This is a genomic window from Halalkalicoccus sp. NIPERK01 (genome assembly GCF_030287405.1).
In the GTDB taxonomy this organism is placed as follows: Archaea; Halobacteriota; Halobacteria; order Halobacteriales; family Halalkalicoccaceae; genus Halalkalicoccus.
On sequence record NZ_JASVVV010000004.1, the window covers coordinates 111,330 to 125,940 of the forward strand.

The window sequence follows — 14,611 nt, forward strand, 5'->3', positions numbered from 1 at the left end:
GGATCAGTCGGTCGCCGGGCGCTCCTCGGCGTCGGCCTCGCGTCGCTCCTCGACGACGTCGATCGGGATCCCCGCGGGGTTCTCGTCGCGCTCGCCGAAGCCGGCGCTCAGGATGCGCGTCAGCGCCTCCTCGACCGTTTCGTCGGTCTCGATGACGTCCTCCTCCGCGACCTCGATGACGAACCCGCTGGTGATGTTGGGCGCGGTCGGTAAGAAGAGGAGTTTCCGGCCGTCGGGCGCCTCGCGGCCGGTCTTGAACGCCGTCATCCGGATGTCGTGCCACGTCTCGACCTTCACGGGGGTCTGGAGGTCGCTCGTCCCGGTCAGCGCGGTCTCGACGGCCATCTTCGAGGCGTTGTAGACCACGCGCAGGCCCGGCACGCTGTTCATGACGGCGTCGATCCCGGCCTCGACGAGCGAGCCGATCGCCGTGCGCATCAGGTAGCCGACGGCGAAGACGAGGAGGACGAAGACGACGAGCGTGATGAACACGCGAAGCGCGGGGTTGCCGATGGTCTGGGTCAGCGGGAGGTTGGCGATGAAGCGAAAGAGCCAGTAGACCACCCAGACGGTGACGATGATCGGGACGAGGACGATCAGCCCGCTCGCCATGTCCCGCTTCCAGGTCGACATCGCTCGCCCCTTACGCCGCCGACCTAAAAGAGTTGTTCATCGGCCCAGAACCGCCCGTAGCGCGAACCCTGCGTTTTCCTTTCTCTCCATCAGTCGGCGGTAGAAATACGAGAGCCACTTCCCGCCGTAGGGCGCGTACTGCCAGACCTCGTACTCGCGCGCGAGGTCGGTCTGGGCGTCCTCTCGCACCCCCATCAGCATCTGGATCTCGAAGGGCGTTCCGTGAGTATCGTGGAGTTCGCGCGCCCGGTCGATCATCACGGGGTCGTGGCTGCCGACCGCGATCCCGCCGTCGTAGGCCTCGAACATGTACTCGAGGTACTCCTCGTAGAGTTCGTTGACGCGCTCCCTGCCCTTGTGAGCGATCGCGGGCGGTTCGTCGTACGCGCCCTTGACCAGCCGTATCTTCCCGGGGACGTCGGCGAAGCGCTCGACGTCGTCGCGGGTGCGTTTGAGGTTCGCCTGCAGGCAGACGCCCATCCCCCCTCCTCGAGCCTCGACGAACTCCTCGAAGGCGTCGAGCGTCGCGTCCGTGGTGGTGTGGTCCTCCATGTCGAGCCAGACGAACCGGTCGTGTTCGTCCGCCACGTCGACGATCCCCCGGAGGTTGTCGCGGAACCGGGCCTCGCTCACGCCGAGGCCGATCTGCGTGGGCTTGATCGAGATACAGGCGTCTACCCCCGCGTCGGCGAGGTCGGCGAGCAGCGCGGCGTAGGCCCGGGCGTCGTCGTCGGCCTCGACCGGGTCGTCGTAGTGCTCGCCGAGCAGGTTGAGGATGACCTTGACGTTCCGACTGTTGCACTCTCGGGCGTGTTCGAGGGCGGTCGCGGGGGTCTCCCCGGCGACGAAGCGGCGTGCGATCGGCGGGAGCATACCCGTCCCTTCGGCGCGGCCGACTTTAATGGTGGACGTGCGCGAGCGAACCGTGGGACATTAAGCCGACGGACCGTTGCCTGTCGGTATGGGTCCGCTCGAACTCCTCGTCGTCGCCTTCTGGGTGATGCTGCCCGCCTACGTCCCGAACAACGCCGCCGTCCTCGCGGGCGGGGGCGCGCCGATCGACGGCGGCCGAACGTGGAAGGGGCGGCGGATCCTCGGCGACGGGAAGACCTGGCGCGGGACGATCGTCGGCACGCTCGTCGGCGTGGGGGTCGCCTACGTGCTCAACGTCTTCCAGCCGACGGCCGTCTCCGCGCTCGGGTTCTCGGTGCCGACGTTCCCGCTCGCGGCCATGATCACCCTCCCGCTGGGCGCGATGCTCGGCGACATGACCGCCTCGTTCGTCAAGCGCCGCACCGGACGGAACCGGGGCGCGCCGCTCCCGGGCGTCGACCAACTCGACTTCGCGGTGATGGCGCTCGCGTTGACCGCGATCGTCGCCTGGGAGTGGTTCGTGGCCGTCTTCACCGTCGCGCTGCTCGTGGTCGTGCTGATCGTCACGCCGGTCCTCCACGTCGTCACGAACGTGCTGGCGTACCTCTTCGGGTTCAAACACGAACCCTGGTAACTGCGGGAACCGCTCGTCGCGAAAACCGCCGAGGAGACCGCCCACGAGCGGACGTCAGCGATCGGCGAACTAAAGCCCCCGTCGGGAGAACCCCCCGCCATGCGCTCGCTCGAACACGCGACGATCGGCGCGCTCTGTAGCGCGCTGGCCCTGTCCGTCCTCGCGCGCGGTCGCTCGCTCCCCGAAAAACTCGCGCTCTGGATCTACGGCCTGCTCCTCAGCGTGTTCATCGACCTCGATCACTTCGTCATCGCCCGCGCGAAGACCGGCAGTTGGTCGTACCTCACGCGGGCGGTTCGCCACCCCGTCTGGGCCTTCACCGACCAGACGGAGGTGTTTCCCGACCTGGATATGGCGCTCGAACGGCTGGCGAGCCACGTCGTCATCGGCGGCGCCCTCGTCGCCGTCCTCCGGCCGGTCAGCCGCCCCCTCGCGGCGTTCAGCGCCGTCGTCGTCTACGCGCACGTGCTGGCGGACCTCCTGCGGGAGCTAGACCTCGCCTGATGGGCGTTTCTTCGCCTTGATCAGGTACTCCGCGCGCCGGTCCTCGATGTGCTCGATCTCGAACCCGAGGTCCGCGAGCGACGCCTCGACGGCCGCGGGGCTCGACCCGTAGTCGGCGGGCGAGCGCCGCTGGTCGCTCTCGCGGTGGACCTCGCAGTAGACCAGCCGACAGTCCTCGTGGGCGAGCGATTCTGAGAGCCCCTCGACGACCAGCGGTTCCGCGCCCTCGACGTCGATCTTCACGACGGTCGGCCGGGGAACCTCCCCCGCGGCGACCAACTCGTCGCCGGCCCGCGTCTCGATCGAAACGGCGGCGGCCCCCGGATCCGTCGTGAGTGAGGGGGTCCCCTGCCAGCTGTCGCGCTCGCGCGCCGGGTTGTCGAGCGCCGCGGTCCCCGTCGAATCCGAGAGGGCGCACTCGAACACCCGCGGGGCGGTCCCGAGGGAGTCGAGGCGGCGGTGGAGAATCTCCCTGACGTCGGGGTTGGGTTCGAACGCGATCACGCGTCCGTCGTCGAGGACGGCGCTCGCGAAGCAGGTGTAAAAGCCACCGGCCGCGCCGACGTCCCAGAAGACGTCGTCCGAACGAAGCTCCGCGAGGAGGTCGGCCAGCATCCGCCCCTCGATGTCGAGGAATCGCCGGAGGAACCGTGCGTCCTCGCGGTCGTCGAGTCGAAACAGGACCGAGACGCCGCCGACCGTGACCGGACGCCGCCCGCGCGCCGCCCAGTAGCGATCGCTCGCCCGCCGACGGGCCGACCGGCCGGCCTTCCGGACGAGTTCGAAGACGTCCCCTTCCCACTGAATCCCGGCCACTCTATCGTGGATGGCCATCGTCGACGGTACTACAGTGGGAGATATAAACACACGTGTGTCGTGTTGGGTGGGCTTCACGAGCGGGGAGCGCGGTATCGGCTCTACCGGCCGTCGGGCGTCACGGCGGGTCGACGCCGCTCGCCGCTCACTCGCAAAATCTGGACCAAAAAACAGGAAGTCAGCCCTCGAAACCGTCCTCGAACCGGAAGGTGCCGTCCCGCTGGACGACCTGCTCCCACCTTTTGTCTCGTTCGCGGCATAGCCGCTCACTCGCAAAATCTGGACCAAAAGGCAGGAGTTCAGCCCTCGAATCCGTCCTCGAACCGGAACGTCCCGTTTCGCTGGACGACCTCGCCGTCGACCTCGATTCTGGAGTCCTCGCCCATGTCGATGATCATGTCGACGTGGACCGCGCTCTCGTTGGCCTCGTTGTCCTCGCCCACACACTCGTCGTAGGCCATCCCGACCGCCATGTGGACCGTGTCGCCCATCTTCTCGTCGAACAGCATGTTGTAGGTGAAGCGGTCGATGTCGCGGTTCATCCCGATTCCCAACTCCCCGAGTCGGCGCGCGCCTTCGTCGGTGTTCAGCACCTCGGTGAGGAGGTCCTCGTTCTGGCCCGCCGAGTGCTCGATCACCTCGCCACCCTCGAACTCGAGGGAGACGTCGGTGATCTCGCGACCCTGGTGGTACAGCGGTTTGTCGAAGAGGACCGAGCCCTCGACGCTGTCGGGAACGGGTGCGGTGAAGACCTCTCCCCCCGGTAGGTTCTTCTCGCCGTAGTCGTTGAGCGTGGTGTTGCCCGCGATACTCATCGTTACATCCGTTCCCTCGCCCGAGACGATCCTGACCTCCTCGGCGGGGTCGAGGATCTCGACCATCCGAGCCTGGAACTCGCGCTGTTCGTCCCAGTCCTTGTTGATCGCGTCCCAGACGAAGTTCTCGTAGGCCTCGGTGCTCATCCCCGCCAGTTGGGCGTTCGCGGGCGCGGGGAACTGCGTGAGACACCACCGCTTCGAGAGGCGCTCCTGTCTGATGGGCTGTTGGGCCACCGAGTAGGCGGCGGTGGTCTCGGGGTCGACGTCGCTCGTCTCGGTGGCGTTCTCGTTGGCCCGCAGGTGGATGAACGCGTCCGTCTCCTCCATCAGCGCCCGCTCGTGGCTCGGCGTCTCGAACTCCGCCGAGGAACGCAGGAAGGCCCGCTGGACGCGCTCGTCGGCGGAGAGCGAGATCGGGTTCGCGCCGCGATCGCCCAGCACCTCGAAGAGCGCGACCACCAGGTCGCTCGCGACGGCGGGCGCGCTGACGATGACGTTGTCGCCCTCCTCGATGTCGGTGGAGTGCTCGACGATGATCTCTGCGTGTTCGCGGATGCGCGGGTCCATATCGGGACTGGAGGGCGGCCGACCAAACCCGTTTGGGTTCGGTACAGCAGCGAGAGGACGCCGAACCGGACCGGAAGCGGGAGGAGGATCGGCGGCAGATCCCGCGAGCGAGACGGGCAGGGTTTTGCCCGCCGGTCCCGAAGCCGGCGTATGATCGACCTGCGAAGCGACACGGTGACGCGACCCGACGACCGGATGCGCGAGGCCGCCCGGGAGGCCGAGGTGGGCGACGACGTCTACCGCGAGGACCCCACGGTGAACGAACTCGAACGACGGGCGGCCGACGTAGTGGGAAAGGAGGCGGCGCTGTACGTCCCGACGGGGACGATGGGCAACCAGGTCGCGGTGCGCACGCACACCGAACGCGGCCAGGAGGTGCTCGCGGAACGCGAGAGCCACGTCGTGAAGTGGGAACTCGGCGGGATGGCCCAGCTCTCGGGCCTGCAGGTGCGCACGATCGACGGCGACGACCGCGGCGTCGTCGCGCCCGAACAGGTGCGGGAGGGCTACGTCGCGGAGGACCTCCACCGGCCGGGGACCGGCCTGCTCGCGCTCGAGAACACCCACAACAGCAAGGGCGGGGCGGCGATCGAGGCAGAGGTGATCGCGGCCGCGGCCGAGGCGGCCCACGGCCTCGGTGTGCCGGTCCACCTCGACGGCGCGCGGGTGTTCAACGCCGCGGCGGCGCTCGGAACGGACGTGAAGGAGCTCGTCGACCCGGTCGACTCGGTGATGTTCTGTCTCTCGAAGGGGCTGGGCGCGCCCGTCGGCTCGATGCTCGCCGGGAGCGAGGGGTTCGTCGAGCGGGCGCGACGCAACAGGAAACTGTTCGGCGGCGGGATGCGCCAGGCGGGGATCATCGCCGCGCCCGGCCTGCTGGCGCTCGAGAACCGCCACCGGCTGGACGAGGACCACGAGAACGCCCGCCGGCTCGCGGCCGGGCTCGACGGGATCGCGGGACTCTCGGTCCCCGAACCGGAGACGAACATCGTGCTGGTCGACTGCGAGGGGACCGACCACACCGCCGAGGAGTTCCTCGCGGCCTGCGAAGCGGAGGGCGTCCTCGGGGTCGCGTTCGGCGAGTACCGGGTCAGGTTCTGCACGCACCGGGACGTCGCGAACGGAGACGTCGAGAAGGCGATCGCGGCGGTCGAGCGGGCGCTCTAGCGCCGCCCGCTCTCGAAGCCGTCCCGGAAGCCGAACAGCACCTTCCGGACGAACAGGTACGAGCCGCCGACGAAGAAGACCAGGATCCCGACGAAGACGAGGTAGACGGGATCGATCTCGATGAACATACCCCCCTATCGGGGACCGGGGGAAAGAGCGTTTCGGCCGACGGGGACGACTTAGTTCGCCTGCAGTCGCCGACACAACCGCTTACTGATCCCTCGGCACAACGTCGGATGTCATGGACCACGACACCTTCATCGGCGAGGTACAGAACCGTGCCGAACTGGCGTCCCGAGGCGAGGCGCTCAGCGCGACGCGGGCGACGTTCCAGACGCTCGCCGAGCGGATCGATGAGGGGCAGGCGACGAACATCGCCGCCCAGCTCCCCGACGAACTCGCCCGAATCATCGAGGAGGAGGCCGATACCACCGAGTCGTTCGGCTTCCAGGAGTTCGTCGGCCGTGTCGCCGAGCGCGACGAGAACCTCGGCAGCGAGGACGACGACCGCTCGGCGGCAGCGCTCCACGCCCGCGCCGTGATCGACGTACTCGACGAGGCCGTCACCGAAGGACAGATAGAGGACCTCCGCGATCAGCTCCCCGGGGAGTACGACGACCTCTTCGAACTCGCCGAGGCCGACGGGGCCCCCGGCCAGCCCTAGAGGGAGAACTCCTCTACGACGGTTCCGTCGGGCCGACGGAGCCGTCCGCGGACCCCGTCTCGAGTGGCTTCGAGTTCCGCGTGCCCGGGGCGGTTGCCCCGCGGTTGTGCGTGGCTCCCGGGGTTCAGCAACAGGAGGTCGTCGGTCCGCGTGACGCCCGGGCGGTGGCTGTGGCCCGAGATCACGAGGTCCGCGCCGCGTTCGCGCCCGAACATCGCGAGTCCCGTGGGGCCGCCGTCCCGACGGTGGGTGAGGGCGATCCGCAGGCCCTCCCACTCCAGCGTTCGGGCCGCGGGGAGGCGCTCGCGGACCGCCGCGGCGTCGGCGTTGCCGTGGACGGCGTCGAGACGGGCCGCCTCCTCGTGGAACGCATCCAGCGCGGAGACGGTCGTGAAGTCGCCGGCGTGGACGACGCGCTCCGCCTCCCGCACCGCGTCGAGCGTTCGACCGGCGAGGGCGTGACCCTCGGTGCTGTGGGTGTCGGAGACGACGGTGAGCATACCCCCACTCGAACGCGAACGGTGCTGTAGGTTTCGCCCGTAGCGACCGGCGTCCGGGGCGGCGTCGGAGCGTACCCCAAACGGCATTACCCCCCGACGAGTAGCGGGTTCGATGGCAGGAGAGAGCGTCGGCGTGGTGCTGGCCGCGTTGGTGGCGAACGGGGCGATCGCGGGGCTGAAGTTCGGCGGCTTCCTGCTGACCGGGAGCCCCGCGATGCTCGCGGAGACGTACCACTCGGTCTCCGATACGGGCAACCAGGTGTTCCTCCTGGTCGGGATCTACTACGGCCGGCAGGACCGGAACCGGTCGCACCCGTTCGGCTACGGCAAGGCCGAGTTCTTCTACAGCTTCCTCGTGAGCGTCCTGCTGTTCGGGATCGCGGGCTGGGAGAGCGCGAAGGGCGGATACGAGGCGCTCGTCCACGGCGAGGCCCACCTCACCGAGGGGTCGATCACCCTGCTCGGGACTACCGTGCCGGGGGTCTACGTCAACTACGCCGTGTTGCTCGGCGCGATCGCCTTCGAGACGTACGCCTTCCTGAAGGCCCGCGCGGCGATGCGCGCCGAGATCGACCAACGGGGCTGGAGCGGCTACCGCGAGGCGTTCAAGAAGACCAGCCGGACCACGGTGCTGACGGCGCTGACCGAGGACACGGTCGCGCTCGCGGGCCTCGGAATCGCGCTCGCGGGGATCTACCTCACCCGCGTCACCGGCAACCCCGTCTACGACGGGGCGGCGGCGCTGTTGATTGGGCTGCTGTTGATGGGTTTCGCGCTCGCGCTGGCCTGGGAGAACAAGCGCCTGTTGATCGGCGAGAGCCTCCCGAAGGCCGACGAACAACGCCTGCGCGAGGTGATCGCCGGCTGGGACGGGGTCCGCGAGGTCGCCGGGTTCCGGAGCGTCCACTTCGGGCCGGAGTACGTGCTCGTGGCCGCCGACGTCGGGTTCGATTCGGACCTGAACGGCGACGAGATCGACGAGCGCGTCGGCGGGATGGAGCGGGCGCTCCAGGGGGTGAACGACAGCGTCAAGAGCGTCTACATCGAGCCCCAGACGGCCTGATCCGAGCGTTTTTATCCGATCAGGACCCAGGATCGGTGTGGCGACGACCGATCCCTCGCGGTTCTTCCCGTACGACGCCCCTTACGAGAACCAGCGCGAGGCGATCGACCGGATCGAGAACGCCCTCGCGCGCGGCCAGGACGTGCTCTTCGAGGGGGCCTGCGGGACCGGCAAGACGCTCTCGGCGCTCGTTCCCGCCCTCTCACACGCCCGCGAGACCGACAAGACCGTGGTGATCACGACGAACGTCCACCAGCAGATGCGCCAGTTCGTCGAGGAGGCTCGCGCGATAACGAAGGAGGAGGCGATCCGCGCGGTCGTCTTCAAGGGGAAGGCCTCGATGTGTCACATCGACGTGGGCTACGAGGAGTGTCAGGTGCTTCGCGATACGACACGCGACCTCGCCGAATCCGAGGTCGATAGGGCCCAACTCGAACGCAAGCAGGACGAACTCCTGGAGGAGAGCCAGGCGGGCGATCGGGGGGCCGCAGAGGCCCGAAGCGCCGTGATGGACGAACTCGAATCAGTCGACGAGGAGGTTTCCGATCTCCGTGAGGAACCCACCTGCGAGCACTACTACAACAACCTGACCGGCGACACCGACGAGTTCTACGCGTGGCTCTTCTCGGACGTGCGCACCCCCGACGACGTCTACGAGTACGCGGAACGCGAGGGGTTCTGTGGGTATGAGTTGTTGAAGGAGGGAATGGAGGGGGTCGATCTCGTGGTCTGTAACTACCACCACCTGCTCGATCCCGCCATCCGCGAGCAGTTCTTCCGGTGGCTGGACCGCGACCCCGAGGACGTGATCTGCGTCTTCGACGAGGCCCACAACATCGAGGACGCCGCCCGCGACCACGCGACCCGCACGCTGACGGAGAACACCCTCGACAGCGCGCTCGACGAGTGCGAGGACAGCGACGACCCCCGAAGCGGGGACGCCTTCGCCGTGCTCGCGGCCTTCCGCCGCGCGCTCGTCGCGACCTACGAGGACTCCTTTGGCTTCGGCGAACGGGAGGGAGTCGGCGAGAACTGGGAGGACGTCCCGATCGCCAACGAGTCGGGCCGCGACGACCTCACGCTCGCCTTCCTCGAGGAGTATTCCGGCCGGGGGATCGACCGGGACCTAGAGAGCGCGCTGGCGTTCGGCGAGGAACTCGACGAGCGCTACGAAGAAGCGTATCGAAACGGCGAGGCCCAGACGCGTGCGGAGTGTCAGACACTGCAGGCCGCCGTGTTCGTCGAGGGCTGGCTCGACGACGGGGCGACGCTCGGCCAGTACCCCGTGATCTCGGTTCGTCGGGACGAGAGCACGGATGAAGTCTACGGCCGGGCGGAACTCTACACCTGTATCCCCCGCGAGGTCGCCGCGAGCCTCTTTTCGAGCGTCCACGCGAGCGTGCTGATGAGCGCGACGCTGCGCCCGTTCGACGTCCTAGAGGACGTGCTGGGGCTCGAAGAGCCGATCCAGATGGCCTACGGGCTGGAGTTCCCCGAGGCGAATCGGCGGACGTTCACGGTCGAGACGCCCGCGCTGTTCGCCAGCGAGCGCGACGATCCCGGGGTACAGGAGACGATCACGCGCGTGATCGAGGACGCGATCCGGATGACGCCCGGCAACTCCCTGATATTCTTCCCGAGCTACTACGAGGCCGAGCGCTACTACGGCCGGGTCGAGACCCGCGCGACGCCCTACCTCGATCGGCCCGGGGTGCGCGCCGAGGAGATCCGCCAGGAGTTCACCGGGAGCGAGTACGCCGCGCTGTTCACCTCGCTGTGGGGCACGCTCACCGAGGGGGTGAGCTTCGACGGCGACGACGCCCACACGGTGCTCGTCGTCGGGGTTCCCTATCCCCGTCTCGACGAGCGAATGGACGCCGTCCAGGACGCCTACCAGTCGGTCTACGGCGACTCGAATCCCGACGCGGGCTGGGAGTACGCCGTCGAGATCCCCACTGTCAGGAAGACCAGACAGGCGCTCGGACGGGTGCTTCGCTCGCCCGAGGAGGTCGGCGTGCGAGCGCTCGTCGACAAACGCTACACGCAGACCGCCGAACGCGAGATGGGAAAATACAGCGTCCGGAGCGCGTTCCCGCCCGAGGAGCGCGCCGAACTGATCGACGTCGCCCCCGAGAAACTCCAGTTCTCGATGCTCAACTTCTACGGCGATCACGACGCCTACGACGAACCACCGGAACCGCGCTTAGACGGGTAGCGAAAAGCGAGTGGCGACCTCCTTGTACGTCGCGTCCCAGAGGACGAGTTCGTTGACGGTCCACGTCACCGGTTCGATCGCCCACTCGCGGAGGCGTTCGCGCTCGGCGGCGGTGCCGCCGTGGGCCAGCGTCACGTGGGGGACGTACCCCTCGCCGTCGATCCCCTCGATCGGCTCGAATGTCTCACAGAGGCGTTCGTTGAGCGCGTGGAGCGCGGGGCTCTCGACGGCGAGGTAGACGACGGGCAGGTCGCCGTGGGTCGGCCGTTCGAACGTCTCGATCCCGGTCACCCGGGCCTCGAACGGCGGGGTGCCGGCGATCGCACGGCGGACCGCCGGGACGAGGCGCGCGTACTCCGCCGGCGTGTGTTCGCCGAGGCGTTTGACCCCGAGCGTGTGGGTCCTGCGGACCCGATCGAACGTGTAGAGGGCGGGTTCGAGGTCGCCCGCGAGGCGCTTTACCTGCCCCGGAACCGGGACGTTCAGGCTGATCGGCACTACCGCTGTCGGACGTACCACAGCAGGATAAGCACGATGATCAACAGGGCGATCGGCGACCGACTGAACACGGGCAGAAGCCCGACGACGGCGTCGACCAGTTCGAGAACCAACAACGCGACCACCAACACGAGGATCACCGTCAACAGCGCCTCGGCGTCGAGTCTGCCGCGCACGTCCATATATTTCGGTTGTGGTTTTAGGATAAAAAAATCGTCGCAACGGATCGTCGAGCCGGAAGGCTTTAATAGGGCCAACGGTGTTGGTTCGGGTAATGAGCGAGACGGCCGCCACGGACTCGTTTCCCGCCGTGAGCGCCGCCGCCGTCTCCCGGGGCGTGGCCCCGCGCTCGTGGCCCGTAGCGCCGCGTGCATCACCCGCGCAGGCCGTAGCCCCGCGCGCCCGACGACCGCGACCGGGCCTCCTCTAGGCCCACCACTATCCTCATCCCGATTCCGACGACTTCGCCCACCAGACGATTCGCCTGCGTTTCCGGTTAGCGACGCCTCTGCGCTTATTTTTCACGATTAAAAAGGAAGAATTTATGTCCCCGTAGGCGCTCGGTTCAAGCAACGATGGAACGCGTGGCACTCGCCTTTTCAGGGGGACTGGATACGACCGTCTGCGTACCGCTGCTCGAGGAGGAGTACGGCTACGACGAGGTGATCGGCGTCACCGTCGACGTCGGCCAGCCCGAAGCGGAGTTCGCCGAGGCCGAGGAGACCGCCGAGGCGCTCGGTCTCGAGAACCACGTCGTCGACGCCAAATCGGAGTTCGCCGAGACGTGTTTCAGTGCCGTAAAAGCGAACGCGACCTACCAGGGATATCCCTTGGGTACGGCACTCGCGCGCCCGGTGATCGCACAGGCCATCCTTGAGGTCGCCGAGGAACACGGCTGTTCGGCGCTCGCCCACGGCTGTACGGGCAAGGGCAACGACCAGCTCCGGTTCGAGGCGGTCTGGCGCGGCTCGGACATGGAGGTCATCGCGCCCGTGCGCGAACTCGGGCTCACCCGCGAGTGGGAGATCGAGTACGCCGACGAGAAGGATCTACCCGTGGAGGCGGGCAACGAGGGCGTCTGGTCGATCGACACGAACCTCTGGAGCCGCTCGGTCGAAGGGGGACAGTTGGAGGAGCCGAGCTACGTGCCTCCGGAGGAGATCTACGACTGGACCGCCGAACCAACTGCTGAAACGGAACTCGTCGAGATCGAGTTCGACGAGGGAGTGCCGGTCGCGGTGGATGGCGAGGAGATGGACGGGGTCGAGTTGATCGAGCACCTCAACGAGGTCGCGGGCGCCCACGGCGTCGGCCGGACCGACCTCATGGAGGACCGCATGCTCGGGCTGAAAGTGCGCGAGAACTACGAGCACCCCGCGGCGACCGTGTTGCTCAACGCCCACGAAGCATTGGAGGACCTCGTCCTGACGAAGGGCGAGCGCTCCTTTAAGGTCGGCGTCGACCACGAGTGGTCCGAAAAGGCCTACGAGGGGCTGCTGTTCGCCCCGCTCGTCAAGGCCCTGAACGGCTTCATCGACGAGACCCAGACGAAGGTGACGGGGACGGTGACGATCAAGTTCGAGGGCGGAAAAGCCCGTCCGGTAGGAAGGGAAAGCGAGTTCGCGGTCTACTCCGCGAGCGCGGCCTCGTTCAACACCGAGACCGTCGACGGGATCGCACAGGAGGACGCCACCGGCGTCGCGAAGTACCACGGCCTGCAGGAACGCCTCGCGAATGCGGTCGAGGCCGACGTGGGCGGAAAGACGCCCGCCGTGACCGACGGCGGGGACGCGGGCGAAAGCGGGAACGGGGAGGACGAGTAGAATGGACGGGGAATCCGGGGACGTGGTCCGCCGCGAGCGCTTCAGCGGCGGCCCCGCTCGCGGGTTCCTCTCCTCGATGGGTGCGGATAAACGGATCTTCGAGGCCGATCTAGCGGTCGATCGGGCGCACGTCGTGATGCTCGCCGAGCAGGGGATCGTTTCCGAGGAGGAGGCCGACGAGATCCTCGGGGCGCTCTCGGAGGTCGAGGCCGCGGGCTACGACGCGCTGCCCGACGGCGAGGACGTCCACGCCGCGATCGAGACGGGCGTGATCGATTCCATTGGACCGGTCGGCGGAAAGATGCACACCGCCCGCTCGCGCAACGACGAGGTGGTGACCTGCATCCGCTACCGGCTGCGCGAGGACCTCGTCGAGGCCCTCGAAGCGACGCTGGCGTTCCGCGAGGCGCTCGTCGAGGCCGCCGGAGAGCATACAGAAACGCTGATGCCCGGCTACACCCACCTCCAGCCGGCCCAGCCGACGACGGTCGCCCACTGGCTCCTGTCGTACGAGGGGGCGGTGGCGCGCGACACCGAACGCCTGCTCGACGCCTATAGTCGGGTGAACCGCTGCCCGCTGGGGGCGGCGGCCTTCGCGGGCACGCCGTTCGACATCGATCGCGAGCGCACCGCGGAGCTGCTGGGCTTCGAGTCAGTACTCGAAAACTCGATGGACGCCTCCTCGACGCGGGACTTCCTCGTCGAGGTGATCGGAACGCTCGCGACCCTCGCGACGACGCTGTCCGGGATGGCCGAGGACCTGATCATCTTCGCGAACAGGGGGTACGTGGAGCTCTCGGACGACTACGCCTCGACCTCCTCGATCATGCCCCAGAAGAAGAACCCCGATACCCTAGAGCTGGTACGGGCGACCGCGGGCGACGCCTCCTCGGGCCTATCGGGGCTGCTGACGACGCTCAAAGGCCTACCGAGAGCCTACAACCGCGACCTCCAGCGCGCGACCCCGTACGCGTGGGAGACGGTCGACGCCGTGTGCGAGGCGACGACCGTCGCGGCCGGCGCGGTCGCGACCGCCGGGTGGAACGAGGGGATTCTGAGGGAAGCCGCCGGCGAGGGCTTCTCGACCGCGACCGGGGTCGCCGACGCGCTCGCGATGGCGGGGTTGCCGTTCCGCACGGCGCACGAACTCGTCGCGCTCGCAGCCGAGAGCGGGAGCGACTACGCCGCCCTCGACGCGGCGAGCGAGGAGGTCCTCGGCGAGCCCCTCACGGAGCACGTCCCCCGCGAGGCGATCGAGGCGGCGCTCGACCCCGCGGAGAGCGTCGCGAGCCGGGACTCGCAGGGCGGGCCCGCGCCCGGGGCGGTCGAGGGGACGCTGACGGCGACACGGGCGGCACTCGCCGCCGACGAGACGGCCGTCGACGGGATCCGGAAGGCGCTCGATGCGGCCGCCAATGACCTGAACGAGGAGGTGCGGTCGTATGATTGAGCGACCGCCCCGCCCGGGGCATGTACACACACCTCATCGCTGATACTCGCGGCGCGATTCGCGGCCTGACGGCTTTTCTGCACGCTTAGAGGGTACCATAGTCATGTTAATTAAACGATAAATTCGACGGGTTTAAGGTGAGTCGCGGGATACGTGGAGGTACAATGGCAGACGACAGCACCATCACGGCGGAGGACCCCCTGACCGGCGACGAGATCGAGATTCCGGCCGACGTGGAGGTCGGCGAGATCATCGACAGTCCCGTGAGCGGGGCGGAACTCGAGGTCGTCTCGACGGATCCCGTCGAGCTCGAGGAAGCGCCCGAACTCGAGGAAGACTGGGGCGAGTGATGGCGACGGCCGGCGACAGCGCGAACGCGATCGAAC

At 68.0% G+C, this 14,611-nt stretch carries 17 protein-coding genes; 9 read left to right on the top strand and 8 right to left on the bottom strand.

Features of this window, described 5'->3' with window-relative positions; genetic code table 11:
- Positions 1-3 precede the first annotated feature (3 nt).
- Together QRT08_RS12775 and QRT08_RS12780 are read right to left on the bottom strand one after the other, a co-directional pair.
- Entirely contained in the window at positions 4-633 is a 630-nt protein-coding gene (locus QRT08_RS12775; RefSeq protein WP_286046349.1) for a DUF502 domain-containing protein, read from the bottom strand.
- A gap of 36 nt (positions 634-669) precedes the next feature.
- Positions 670-1,506 carry a proline dehydrogenase family protein gene (locus tag QRT08_RS12780; protein ID WP_286046350.1) on the bottom strand — a complete coding sequence of 279 codons (837 nt, stop codon included), beginning with the start codon at positions 1,504-1,506 and terminating at the stop codon, positions 670-672.
- Between the two features lie 88 nt (positions 1,507-1,594).
- Here QRT08_RS12780 and QRT08_RS12785 point away from each other — a divergent pair, with 88 nt between their 5' ends.
- Both QRT08_RS12785 and QRT08_RS12790 read left to right on the top strand, forming a co-directional pair.
- Positions 1,595-2,140, top strand: coding sequence for a CDP-2,3-bis-(O-geranylgeranyl)-sn-glycerol synthase (locus tag QRT08_RS12785; protein WP_286046351.1), 546 nt, complete (start codon positions 1,595-1,597; stop codon positions 2,138-2,140).
- 99 nt (positions 2,141-2,239) lie between these two features.
- Positions 2,240-2,644 (top strand): hypothetical protein, encoded by a 405-nt coding sequence (locus QRT08_RS12790; protein ID WP_286046352.1) that lies wholly within the window; start codon positions 2,240-2,242, stop codon positions 2,642-2,644.
- On the opposite strand, the gene QRT08_RS12795 is transcribed toward QRT08_RS12790, so the two are convergent.
- Both QRT08_RS12795 and QRT08_RS12800 read right to left on the bottom strand, forming a co-directional pair.
- On the bottom strand, positions 2,630-3,478 hold the full coding sequence (locus QRT08_RS12795; protein WP_286046353.1) for an FkbM family methyltransferase: 849 nt from the start codon (positions 3,476-3,478) through the stop codon (positions 2,630-2,632). The genes QRT08_RS12790 and QRT08_RS12795 overlap by 15 nt on opposite strands.
- A 281-nt stretch (positions 3,479-3,759) precedes the next feature.
- Positions 3,760-4,845, bottom strand: a complete 1,086-nt coding sequence (locus QRT08_RS12800) for an aminopeptidase (RefSeq protein ID WP_286046354.1) — start codon at positions 4,843-4,845, stop codon at positions 3,760-3,762.
- Positions 4,846-4,995: 150 nt separating this feature from the next.
- Between QRT08_RS12800 and QRT08_RS12805 the strand changes: the two genes are divergently transcribed.
- On the top strand, positions 4,996-6,012 hold the full coding sequence (locus QRT08_RS12805) for a threonine aldolase family protein (RefSeq protein ID WP_286046355.1): 1,017 nt from the start codon (positions 4,996-4,998) through the stop codon (positions 6,010-6,012).
- Here QRT08_RS12805 and QRT08_RS12810 read toward each other — a convergent pair.
- Positions 6,009-6,140 carry a DUF7859 family protein gene (locus tag QRT08_RS12810; RefSeq protein WP_286046356.1) on the bottom strand — a complete coding sequence of 44 codons (132 nt, stop codon included), beginning with the start codon at positions 6,138-6,140 and terminating at the stop codon, positions 6,009-6,011. The two genes, QRT08_RS12805 and QRT08_RS12810, sit on opposite strands and share 4 nt — an antisense overlap.
- A gap of 113 nt (positions 6,141-6,253) precedes the next feature.
- On the opposite strand from QRT08_RS12810, the gene QRT08_RS12815 reads away from it, so the two are divergent.
- Positions 6,254-6,676 (top strand): DUF2267 domain-containing protein, encoded by a 423-nt coding sequence (locus QRT08_RS12815; protein WP_286046357.1) that lies wholly within the window; start codon positions 6,254-6,256, stop codon positions 6,674-6,676.
- On the opposite strand, the gene QRT08_RS12820 is transcribed toward QRT08_RS12815, so the two are convergent.
- The gene (locus QRT08_RS12820; RefSeq protein ID WP_286046358.1) at positions 6,673-7,176 is read right to left on the bottom strand and encodes a metallophosphoesterase; all 504 of its coding nucleotides are present in this window, start codon (positions 7,174-7,176) and stop codon (positions 6,673-6,675) included. The genes QRT08_RS12815 and QRT08_RS12820 overlap by 4 nt on opposite strands.
- 112 nt (positions 7,177-7,288) lie before the next feature.
- On the opposite strand from QRT08_RS12820, the gene QRT08_RS12825 reads away from it, so the two are divergent.
- Entirely contained in the window at positions 7,289-8,239 is a 951-nt protein-coding gene (locus QRT08_RS12825; RefSeq protein WP_286046359.1) for a cation diffusion facilitator family transporter, read from the top strand.
- 37 nt (positions 8,240-8,276) lie between these two features.
- A complete protein-coding gene (locus QRT08_RS12830; protein WP_286046360.1) occupies positions 8,277-10,454 on the top strand; it encodes an ATP-dependent DNA helicase in 2,178 nt (725 codons plus the stop codon).
- On the opposite strand, the gene QRT08_RS12835 is transcribed toward QRT08_RS12830, so the two are convergent.
- Together QRT08_RS12835 and QRT08_RS12840 are read right to left on the bottom strand one after the other, a co-directional pair.
- Positions 10,443-10,952 carry a 2'-5' RNA ligase family protein gene (locus tag QRT08_RS12835; RefSeq protein ID WP_286046361.1) on the bottom strand — a complete coding sequence of 170 codons (510 nt, stop codon included), beginning with the start codon at positions 10,950-10,952 and terminating at the stop codon, positions 10,443-10,445. The genes QRT08_RS12830 and QRT08_RS12835 overlap by 12 nt on opposite strands.
- The gene (locus QRT08_RS12840; protein WP_286046362.1) at positions 10,952-11,134 is read right to left on the bottom strand and encodes a DUF7554 family protein; all 183 of its coding nucleotides are present in this window, start codon (positions 11,132-11,134) and stop codon (positions 10,952-10,954) included. Before QRT08_RS12840 ends, QRT08_RS12835 begins: the two co-directional genes overlap by 1 nt.
- Positions 11,135-11,527: 393 nt before the next feature.
- Between QRT08_RS12840 and QRT08_RS12845 the strand changes: the two genes are divergently transcribed.
- The 3 genes from QRT08_RS12845 to lysW all read left to right on the top strand — a co-directional run bounded on the left by QRT08_RS12845 (position 11,528) and on the right by lysW (position 14,575).
- Positions 11,528-12,775 carry an argininosuccinate synthase gene (locus tag QRT08_RS12845; RefSeq protein WP_286046363.1) on the top strand — a complete coding sequence of 416 codons (1,248 nt, stop codon included), beginning with the start codon at positions 11,528-11,530 and terminating at the stop codon, positions 12,773-12,775.
- 1 nt (position 12,776) lies between these two features.
- Positions 12,777-14,225 (top strand): argininosuccinate lyase, encoded by a 1,449-nt coding sequence (gene argH, locus QRT08_RS12850; protein ID WP_286046364.1) that lies wholly within the window; start codon positions 12,777-12,779, stop codon positions 14,223-14,225.
- Between the two features lie 164 nt (positions 14,226-14,389).
- Positions 14,390-14,575 carry a lysine biosynthesis protein LysW gene (gene lysW / locus QRT08_RS12855; protein ID WP_286046365.1) on the top strand — a complete coding sequence of 62 codons (186 nt, stop codon included), beginning with the start codon at positions 14,390-14,392 and terminating at the stop codon, positions 14,573-14,575.
- Positions 14,576-14,611: the final 36 nt, after the last annotated feature.

What these genes read in the sequence shown, in the direction of transcription:
- QRT08_RS12825 (WP_286046359.1), top strand. Translation starts at nt 7,289, where the DNA reads ATGGCAGGAGAGAGCGTCGGCGTGGTGCTGGCCGCGTTGGTGGCGAAC.
- QRT08_RS12775 (WP_286046349.1), bottom strand. Translation starts at nt 633, where the DNA reads ATGTCGACCTGGAAGCGGGACATGGCGAGCGGGCTGATCGTCCTCGTC.
- QRT08_RS12780 (WP_286046350.1), bottom strand. Translation starts at nt 1,506, where the DNA reads ATGCTCCCGCCGATCGCACGCCGCTTCGTCGCCGGGGAGACCCCCGCG.
- QRT08_RS12820 (WP_286046358.1), bottom strand. Translation starts at nt 7,176, where the DNA reads ATGCTCACCGTCGTCTCCGACACCCACAGCACCGAGGGTCACGCCCTC.
- lysW (WP_286046365.1), top strand. Translation starts at nt 14,390, where the DNA reads ATGGCAGACGACAGCACCATCACGGCGGAGGACCCCCTGACCGGCGAC.
- QRT08_RS12805 (WP_286046355.1), top strand. Translation starts at nt 4,996, where the DNA reads ATGATCGACCTGCGAAGCGACACGGTGACGCGACCCGACGACCGGATG.
- QRT08_RS12815 (WP_286046357.1), top strand. Translation starts at nt 6,254, where the DNA reads ATGGACCACGACACCTTCATCGGCGAGGTACAGAACCGTGCCGAACTG.
- argH (WP_286046364.1), top strand. Translation starts at nt 12,777, where the DNA reads ATGGACGGGGAATCCGGGGACGTGGTCCGCCGCGAGCGCTTCAGCGGC.
- QRT08_RS12810 (WP_286046356.1), bottom strand. Translation starts at nt 6,140, where the DNA reads ATGTTCATCGAGATCGATCCCGTCTACCTCGTCTTCGTCGGGATCCTG.
- QRT08_RS12845 (WP_286046363.1), top strand. Translation starts at nt 11,528, where the DNA reads ATGGAACGCGTGGCACTCGCCTTTTCAGGGGGACTGGATACGACCGTC.
- QRT08_RS12800 (WP_286046354.1), bottom strand. Translation starts at nt 4,845, where the DNA reads ATGGACCCGCGCATCCGCGAACACGCAGAGATCATCGTCGAGCACTCC.
- QRT08_RS12840 (WP_286046362.1), bottom strand. Translation starts at nt 11,134, where the DNA reads ATGGACGTGCGCGGCAGACTCGACGCCGAGGCGCTGTTGACGGTGATC.
- QRT08_RS12785 (WP_286046351.1), top strand. Translation starts at nt 1,595, where the DNA reads ATGGGTCCGCTCGAACTCCTCGTCGTCGCCTTCTGGGTGATGCTGCCC.
- QRT08_RS12790 (WP_286046352.1), top strand. Translation starts at nt 2,240, where the DNA reads ATGCGCTCGCTCGAACACGCGACGATCGGCGCGCTCTGTAGCGCGCTG.
- QRT08_RS12795 (WP_286046353.1), bottom strand. Translation starts at nt 3,478, where the DNA reads ATGGCCATCCACGATAGAGTGGCCGGGATTCAGTGGGAAGGGGACGTC.